Source organism: Mycobacterium sp. THU-M104 (genome assembly GCF_049197365.1).
Classification (GTDB): domain Bacteria; phylum Actinomycetota; class Actinomycetes; order Mycobacteriales; family Mycobacteriaceae; genus Mycobacterium.
Map to the genome: position 1 here is coordinate 1 of NZ_JBMIOP010000177.1, position 7,346 is coordinate 7,346.

A 7,346-nucleotide genomic window follows, 5' to 3' on the forward strand; every position below is an offset into this window, starting at 1 on the left:
CCGGACCGCCTTCGCCTTGACCTCCGGGTCGTACTTGCTTGGCATCGTGCCATCCTTCCCACAAAAGAAGGTGTGCACGAAACTCGGGGTGGTTCAACGACAACGAGCCCACCGACGACGACAACGACAACGACAACGACAACGACAACGACAACGCGGCATGGCGGCCGGCTGGTCGAGTTGCTCCTGCCGCCAATGGATGTCGTTGTCGCGGTGCCCACGCACCTGCCGCGACGTGGCGCAGGGGGTGCTGCCCGTCGGCGAGCAGCGCGATCAGTTCGGCTGCAGCCTCCGGTGCCACACGGGGATTGTTTGCAGTCAGTGCATCACCCCATCGGTACCCGCGCTGGGCAATCCTGGAGGCAGCCGACCGGGCCGGGGCGGTCCTCGGATGACTCAAATCCTCACGATACGTTGATCCTCAGGATGCGTTCGGCGTTGCCGTGCGCGATCTTCTCGCGATCACCCGGGCTCAGCGTGGTGCGCTCGAACCCGTCGACGGCCGCCTGCGACGACTCGTAGGGATAGTCGACGGAGAACATGATGGCGTCCGCCCCGACCTCCAGCACGGCGCCGGTGAGGGCCGCCGGGGAGAACACGCCGCTGGTGGTGAAGACGACGTTGGTGCCCAGGTAGGCCGACGGGGGGCGCTGCAGCCGGCAGTCGGTGACGGTGGTCGCATAGCGCGAGTCCAGTCGGCTGCGCTGGAACGGCAGGAACTCGCCCATGTGGCCGAGAATCAGCGTCGCGGCCGGATGGCGGTCGAACACCCCGCCGCACAGGATCCGCAGCGCGTGCCCGGACACCTCGGCCGCCCAGCTCCACATGGCGCCGTAGAGTTCCGGGTGGCCGTTGAGCACGTGCCAGTGGTCGACCGGTGGGGCGCCGGGATGCAGATACAGCGGTACAACCAGGGATTCCAGCGCTTCCCACAGCGGTTCGAACACCGGCTCGTCGAGATAGTGACCACCCAAATGGTCGTTGACCAGCGCGCCACAGAAACCCAGTTCGGTGATGCAGCGCTCCAATTCGGCCACCGCCGCCTGGGGGTCCTGCAGCGGCAGGGCGGCGAAACCGCGAAAACGGGTCGGGTGCCGGGACACCACGTCGGCAAGGAAGTCGTTGGCGCGCCGGGCATTGTCGCGCGCGGTATCGGCGTCGACGTCGGCCTGCACACCGGGAACGGTCAGCGACAGCACCTGGACATCGATACCGGCGGCGTCCATCTCCGGGAGCCGGTATCGGGTGAAGTCGGGCAATTTACGCAGCCATTCTTCTGCATATGGTGTTGTCCGAGAGGATAACTGGGACATGGGATCGGCGATGCCGGGGATGGAGAAGGCCTCTTCCAAAGCGATGTACCTCACCGGATTCCCTTCTGTGAATGGTTGCGGCGAAACGCCTTTCAGTGTCGGCGAGGAAGCTTCTCGCGCATGCGGCGGTTCACCGGTTCGGGCAACAACTGGGACACGTCACCGCCCAGCGTCGCGACCTCCTTGGCCAGCGATGACGACACGAACGAGAACTCCGGGGCGGTCGCGACGAAAAAGGTGTCGACACCGGCGATGTGCTTGTTCATCTGCGCCATCTGCAGCTCGTATTCGAAGTCGGTGCCGGTGCGCAGCCCTTTGACGATGGCCGTCATCCCGCGGGCCGTGACGAAGTCGACCACCAGACCCTCCCCGGCCTCCACCCGCAGGTTGGGCAGATGTGTCGTCGACTCCTCGATCATGGCGATCCGCTCGTCGAGATCGAACATGCCGTGCTTGGCAGGGTTCGTCAGGATCGCGACCACCACCTCGTCGAACTGGGCCGCGGCCCGCTGGAAAACGTCGACGTGGCCCCGCGTCACCGGGTCGAACGATCCGGGGCACACCGCCCCCGTCATGAACCCCGCTCCCGGTTCTTAGGCTCCGCATCGTCGTCGGGTGTCATGCCCGATGACGCTAGCAGGGCCGCTCAGCGAACTTCGGCCATCTCCAGGCGGGTGTCGCCGAACCCGCGCGACGGCCACGGTCGCCAGCCGGCAGGCCAGGTCAGCGGCGCGCCGTTCGCCCCGCGTTCGACCACCACGACGGCTTCCTCGCGTACCCACCCGTGGTCGGTCAACGCGGCCAGCACGGCCCCGACCTGCGCGGCGTCGACGTCATAGGGGGGGTCGGCCAGCACCAGGTCGACCGGAGCGCCCGCCCCGGCCGCCAGGACCGCCGCCACCGGACCCCGACGCAACGTCGCGCCGGGGAGGCCGAGAGTCTCGATGTTGCGCGCGAGGACGCCGGCGGCGCGCTGGTCGGACTCCACGAACACCGCGGAGTCCGCGCCACGCGACAGCGCCTCGAGCCCGAGGGCCCCCGAACCGGCGTAGAGGTCCAGCACGGCCACACCGGTCAGTTCGCATCGTGCGGCGAGGATGTTGAACAGCGATTCGCGAACCCGGTCGGTGGTCGGCCTGGTTCCCCGCGGCGGGACGGCGATCCGCCGCCCCCCGGCGACCCCGCCGATGATCCGGGTCACCGGTGACCTATAGCAGCGTCGACCAATAGTCCCAGAACCGCACCATGATCAGCAGGAACACCACGGTCAACCACAGCACGGCGATCGACCACCTCCAGTGGTGGAGCAGCCGCACCGCGGTCCCGGCTTGTCCGAGCACCGGGCGAACCGCGACCGATGCCAACACCACCAGCAGCGAGACGGTGACCGCCCATACCACCACGCAGTAGGGGCACAACGCCCCGATGCGATACAGGCTCTGGAAGATCAGCCAGTGCACGAACGCCACCCCGCCCAGGATCCCCGCCGTCAGGCCGGTCCAATACCATTGGGGCAGAGCTACTTTCGTCAATGCCAGGACGCCGGTGACGATCACCACGGTGAAGCCCACGACGCCGAGCAGCGTGTTGGGCACTCCCATGATCGATGCCTCCGGCGTGAGCATCACCGACCCACACGACAGAATCGGGTTGAGGTTGCACGACGGCACGTACGAGGGGTTGCGCAGCAGGCGAAGCTTTTCCACGGTGAGGGTCAGCGAGGCCACCAACCCGATCGCACCGCCGATCAGCAACCACCATGCACTGGGCGCCGGGACGCCCTCCCACGGCTGCGGATCCGGGCGCACCGGTGCAGCGGGTTCGGCAGCCACCGGGGTCGTCACGACGCCGCAGGCGTAACCGCGGTGTCGATGCCCGGCACGTCGCCGACGATGGTCTTGACCTTGGCGACCAACGCGTCGGGTGTCGACGGGTCGTAGTCGTCGCTGTTGATCTTGATGGTCGGGGTTGCCTTGATGTGTGCGGCCACCGCCTCATCGGTCACCTTGGACAGATACTTGCCGCTGTTGATGCAGTCCGGAACTTTGCCGACGACGCCGGATTCCCGAGCGATCTCGATCAACTTGGCGTTGTCGGGGAAGCTGCTGCCGCGTTCGCTGGGCTGGATGTCGGTGCTGAACAGGGCGGCGTGGAAACGGCGGAACGCGCTGATGGATTCGTCGGCGACACACAGGGCCGCCGCGCCGGCCCGCGACGAGTAATCCTGGTTGCGCGGGCTGTCCAGGATCGACACCACCGAGTAGTCGGCCGCGATGGCACCGATGTCGATCAGCTTCGACACCGTCGGTCCGAAAGTACGTTCGAAATTGCCGCAGGCCGGACACAGAAAGTCTTCGTAGAACGTGACCGTCACCTTGGGGTTGCTCGTCCCGGGCTGGGTGACCAGCTTGCTCGACGTCACCCGCACCGTGTCGCCCGATCCGGTGCTGCCGTCCTTCTTGTGGTGCGACGTGACGATGTAGGCGACGAGGACGACCGCGAAGATCACGACGACGGCGGTACCGCCGATCTGGACGAGGCGGCCGGATTTGCCGCCGGCGGACGACATGTCGAATCGCGGGGGACGTTTGGAGTTGTCGGCCACGGGTTCCCTGATCTTTCGGTGCGGGGGATCTTTCGGTGCGGGGGATCTTTCGGTGCGGAGCTCGCCCCGACCACGGTCGGTCGACGGCGCCTCTAGACTACCGGGCGCCTCACATCCGGCTCAGATGAGCGCGCAATGCCGAAACCAGTTCGCTGGTCGCGGCCGCACTGGCACCCCCCAGCGGAAACAGATTGGCGAAGCCGTGGGTCAGCGAGCGCATCGACCTCAGGTCCACCGGGGTGCCGGCCGCCCGAAGCGCCGCCGCGTAGTTCTCCCCCTCGTCGCGCAACGGGTCGAATCCCGCGACCGCGATCAATGCCGGCGCCAGCCCGGACAGCGACTCGGCCAGCAGGGGCGACACCCGCGGATCGGCCGGGTCGACGCCGGAATCCCTCAGGTACTGGGCGTGGAACCAGTCGATGTCGCGCTTGGTGAGCAGAAACCCGCGGGCGAACAGGCTCAGCGACCGGGTCCGCGCGGTGAAGTCGGTCCGCGGATAGATCAGCCACTGCAGCACGGGGGTGGGCCCGCCCTCGTCGCGAGCCTGCTGGCACACGACGGCGGCCAGGTTGCCGCCCGCACTGTCCCCGCCCACCGCGACGCGCCCGGGCGTCGCACCGAGTTCGCCGGCGTTCTCGCAGGCCCACACAAAGGCCGCGTAGGCGTCCTCGACCGCGGCCGGGGCCATGTGCTCGGGGGCCAGCCGGTAATCGACGGACAACACGTGGATGCCCCCGTCGCGGCAGGTCAACCGGCACAGCACGTCGTGGGTGTCCAGGTCGCCGAGCGCCCACCCCCCACCGTGGTAGAAAACCAGCAGCGGCGCGGCACCACCGCCGGCGGGGCGGTAGTGGCGCGCCGGGATCGGGCCGGCCGGCCCGGGCAGCGTGAGGTCCTCGACATCGACGTGGATCTGCGGACCGGGAAACCCCACGGTCATCTCGTGCATCTGGGCGCGGGACGCCGCTGGATCGTCGCCGACGACCAGCCCGTCGACGCCGACCGCGCGCAGCCCCGACAGCATCAGCTGCAGCGTGGGGTCCAGCGTGTTGCCGTCGATGATGACCGAACGGCCGCCGAACAGCACCCGCTTGGCCGGGTCCGGTATCCACGGGATGACCTTGACACCGACGGTGGTGACCGCGCCCTGCAGGCGAGCAGACAAATGCATCGAGGCGCGTTTGGCTGCGCGGTCAAGCTCCTGCGCGCCTGGCGCACTCTTTGTCATGGGCTGCTCCCTCGAGGAAAACTGCGTCACGGGGAATGACGGTGATGTACGGGAGAACCGGCGGCCGGTGGCCGAGTCCGGCGTGCTGCGCGACCAACTCTACGTGGTGACCGAACTGTGGAACACCGACCAGTGCGACGACGGCACGCCGAGGCCGTTGCCCGTCCAGGCCGGCATGCATCCGCCAGGGCTCGCTCGTGGACAGTTGGGGATGAGCAATCCGCACCCGGGCACCCGACGGTTCTGAGCGACGCCACCGGCATCGTTACGGCGCTCAACCAGATCGAGCTGGATCCGCGACCCCTCGGAGAGCGTCGCCGGCGCTGCACGCGTCACGGCGCAGGCGTCGATCCGCACGCACCTCCGGCTGGGTAGTATCGGGATCCCCAAGTCGGTGATCCCCTCACGGATAGCGAGTACCTTCGACGTGTTCGACTTCGAACTCAGCGCCGAACCAGGTGGCGCGGATCTCTTCGTCGGCGGACAGGAACGCGGCTTGGTCAGGATCCACAAACTTTCGATTTCACAGGTAGGTGAACAACGTGACTGGCGAGTCGGGCGCCGCCGTACCCTCGATAGCTCTCAATGACGAAAACACGATGCCGGTTCTCGGCCTCGGCGTCGCGGATTTGTCGGACGACGAGGCCGAACGCGCGGTGTCGGCGGCGCTGGCGATCGGCTGCCGGCTGATCGACACCGCCGCGGCCCACGGAAACGAAGCCGGAGTCGGGCGTGCGATCGCGGCCTCCGGCATTCCGCGAGCGGAGCTCTTCGTCACCACCAAACTGGCCACCGCCGATCAGGGTTTCTCCAGGTCCATGAACGCCTGCACCGCCAGCCTCGAGCGACTGGGCCTGGAGTACGTGGACCTCTACCTGATCCACTGGCCGGCCGCGTCGCTGGGCGCCTACGTGGATTCCTTCGGCGGTCTGATCCAGTGTCGTGGCGAGGGCCACGCCCGCTCCATCGGTGTCTCCAACTTCACCGGGGACCAGCTGTCGACCGTCATCGACCTGACCTTCGTCACGCCGGCCGTCAACCAGGTCGAGCTGCACCCGCTGCTGCACCAGGCCGAGCTGCGCGCGGTGCACGCGCAGCACAGCGTGGTGACGCAGTCCCACACGCCGCTGGCGCTGGGCAGGCTGATGGACAACCCGACGGTGAGCTCGATCGCCGGCGAATACGGCAAGACGCCGGCACAGGTGCTGCTGCGGTGGAACCTGCAACTGGGTAACGCCGCGGTTTTCCGCTCGACCCGGGCCGAGCACATCGCCGCCGATCTCGACGTCTTCGGCTTCGAGCTGGCCTCCGAGCACGTCGACGCGATCAGCGGTCTCGACGACGGGACCCGGTTGGGCCCGGACCCGGACACCTTCGACGGCACGGGCTCCTGATCCCAACCTGTCTGCCGCCTCAACCCGCCGGGCACGTGGCCGCGGCCCGCCGCAGGACGCCGGCGGACGGTTCGTCGACGGGCAGCTGGTAGCCGCGCAGCACGGCGATGAACTGCATGGCGTACTGGCAGTCGAACGCCGTGTTGGGCGGCATCCAGCGCGCCGGGGGCGAATCCCCCTTGTCCTGATTGGCCTGACCCTCCACGGCCAGCAGGTTCGCCGGGTCGTTGGCGAAACGCAACCGCTCGCTGGGCGGCCACCCGTAGGCCCCCATGTCCCACGCGTAGGCCAGCGGGACAATGTGGTCGATCTGCACCGATTCGCCGGTGTGAGCGCCGCGCTGGAAGGCGATGCTGTTGTTGGTGTACGGGTCGTGCAGCGTTCCGGTGGCCACCGCGTCCGGGCAGCGCTTGATCGACACATACGTCTTGTCGACAAGGTCGCGGTTGAGGATGTCGTCGCGGGTGTCGCACCCGTTATGGCCGAGCGGGGCGTCGTTGTCGTCGTCCCACGCGGCGCCGAAGGCCCCCCTGCGGTAGTCGTAGCGGTGCAGCCGCTGCGGCAGCACCCCGATGCCGGCGAGCACGTCGGTGCCGGGCGCCACCGTGGGCACGTCGGCGCGCGCGGCCACCTCGGCGCGCTCGGCCGCCTTGGAGCCCAGCGTCTGATAGGCGACGACCAGCGCGAGCGCCGCGACCGCCGACAACCACAACAGCGATTTCCGGTTCATGATTCGTCCCGGCTCATGATTTGTCCCGGCTCATGATTTGTCCCGGCTCATGATTTGTCCCGGCTCATGATTTGTC

The 7,346-nt window shown here is 67.9% G+C and carries 10 protein-coding genes; 2 read left to right on the forward strand and 8 right to left on the reverse strand.

Features of this window, described 5'->3' with window-relative positions; translation table 11 throughout:
* The 7 genes from ACOJVU_RS14260 to ACOJVU_RS14290 form a co-directional block, all read right to left on the reverse strand.
* Positions 1–301 (reverse strand): hypothetical protein (locus tag ACOJVU_RS14260; RefSeq protein ID WP_421530367.1); only part of this gene is annotated, 301 nt, incomplete at its 3' end.
* A gap of 103 nt (positions 302–404) precedes the next feature.
* Positions 405–1,367, reverse strand: coding sequence for an amidohydrolase family protein (locus ACOJVU_RS14265; protein ID WP_421530368.1), 963 nt, complete (start codon positions 1,365–1,367; stop codon positions 405–407).
* 38 nt (positions 1,368–1,405) lie between these two features.
* Positions 1,406–1,888 carry a pantetheine-phosphate adenylyltransferase gene (gene coaD / locus ACOJVU_RS14270; RefSeq protein ID WP_421530369.1) on the reverse strand — a complete coding sequence of 161 codons (483 nt, stop codon included), beginning with the start codon at positions 1,886–1,888 and terminating at the stop codon, positions 1,406–1,408.
* Between the two features lie 71 nt (positions 1,889–1,959).
* Positions 1,960–2,514, reverse strand: coding sequence for a 16S rRNA (guanine(966)-N(2))-methyltransferase RsmD (gene rsmD / locus ACOJVU_RS14275; RefSeq protein WP_421530370.1), 555 nt, complete (start codon positions 2,512–2,514; stop codon positions 1,960–1,962).
* Positions 2,515–2,521: 7 nt separating this feature from the next.
* A complete protein-coding gene (locus ACOJVU_RS14280; RefSeq protein WP_421530376.1) occupies positions 2,522–3,145 on the reverse strand; it encodes a vitamin K epoxide reductase family protein in 624 nt (207 codons plus the stop codon).
* Between the two features lie 8 nt (positions 3,146–3,153).
* Positions 3,154–3,918 (reverse strand): DsbA family protein, encoded by a 765-nt coding sequence (locus ACOJVU_RS14285; protein ID WP_421530371.1) that lies wholly within the window; start codon positions 3,916–3,918, stop codon positions 3,154–3,156.
* Positions 3,919–4,027: 109 nt separating this feature from the next.
* Positions 4,028–5,146, reverse strand: coding sequence for an alpha/beta hydrolase (locus tag ACOJVU_RS14290; RefSeq protein WP_421530372.1), 1,119 nt, complete (start codon positions 5,144–5,146; stop codon positions 4,028–4,030).
* On the opposite strand from ACOJVU_RS14290, the gene ACOJVU_RS14295 reads away from it, so the two are divergent.
* Complete coding sequence (locus ACOJVU_RS14295; RefSeq protein WP_421530373.1) at positions 5,145–5,393, forward strand: hypothetical protein; 249 nt, start codon at positions 5,145–5,147, stop codon at positions 5,391–5,393. The two genes, ACOJVU_RS14290 and ACOJVU_RS14295, sit on opposite strands and share 2 nt — an antisense overlap.
* Positions 5,394–5,688: 295 nt before the next feature.
* A complete protein-coding gene (locus ACOJVU_RS14300) occupies positions 5,689–6,540 on the forward strand; it encodes an aldo/keto reductase (protein WP_421530374.1) in 852 nt (283 codons plus the stop codon).
* 19 nt (positions 6,541–6,559) lie between these two features.
* Here the strand turns inward: ACOJVU_RS14300 and ACOJVU_RS14305 are convergent, their stop codons facing one another.
* Complete coding sequence (locus ACOJVU_RS14305) at positions 6,560–7,270, reverse strand: HNH endonuclease family protein (RefSeq protein ID WP_421530375.1); 711 nt, start codon at positions 7,268–7,270, stop codon at positions 6,560–6,562.
* Between the last annotated feature and the right edge of the window lie 76 nt (positions 7,271–7,346).

What these genes read in the sequence shown, in the direction of transcription:
- coaD (WP_421530369.1), bottom strand. Translation starts at nt 1,888, where the DNA reads ATGACGGGGGCGGTGTGCCCCGGATCGTTCGACCCGGTGACGCGGGGC.
- ACOJVU_RS14295 (WP_421530373.1), top strand. Translation starts at nt 5,145, where the DNA reads ATGGGCTGCTCCCTCGAGGAAAACTGCGTCACGGGGAATGACGGTGAT.
- ACOJVU_RS14290 (WP_421530372.1), bottom strand. Translation starts at nt 5,146, where the DNA reads ATGACAAAGAGTGCGCCAGGCGCGCAGGAGCTTGACCGCGCAGCCAAA.
- ACOJVU_RS14305 (WP_421530375.1), bottom strand. Translation starts at nt 7,270, where the DNA reads ATGAACCGGAAATCGCTGTTGTGGTTGTCGGCGGTCGCGGCGCTCGCG.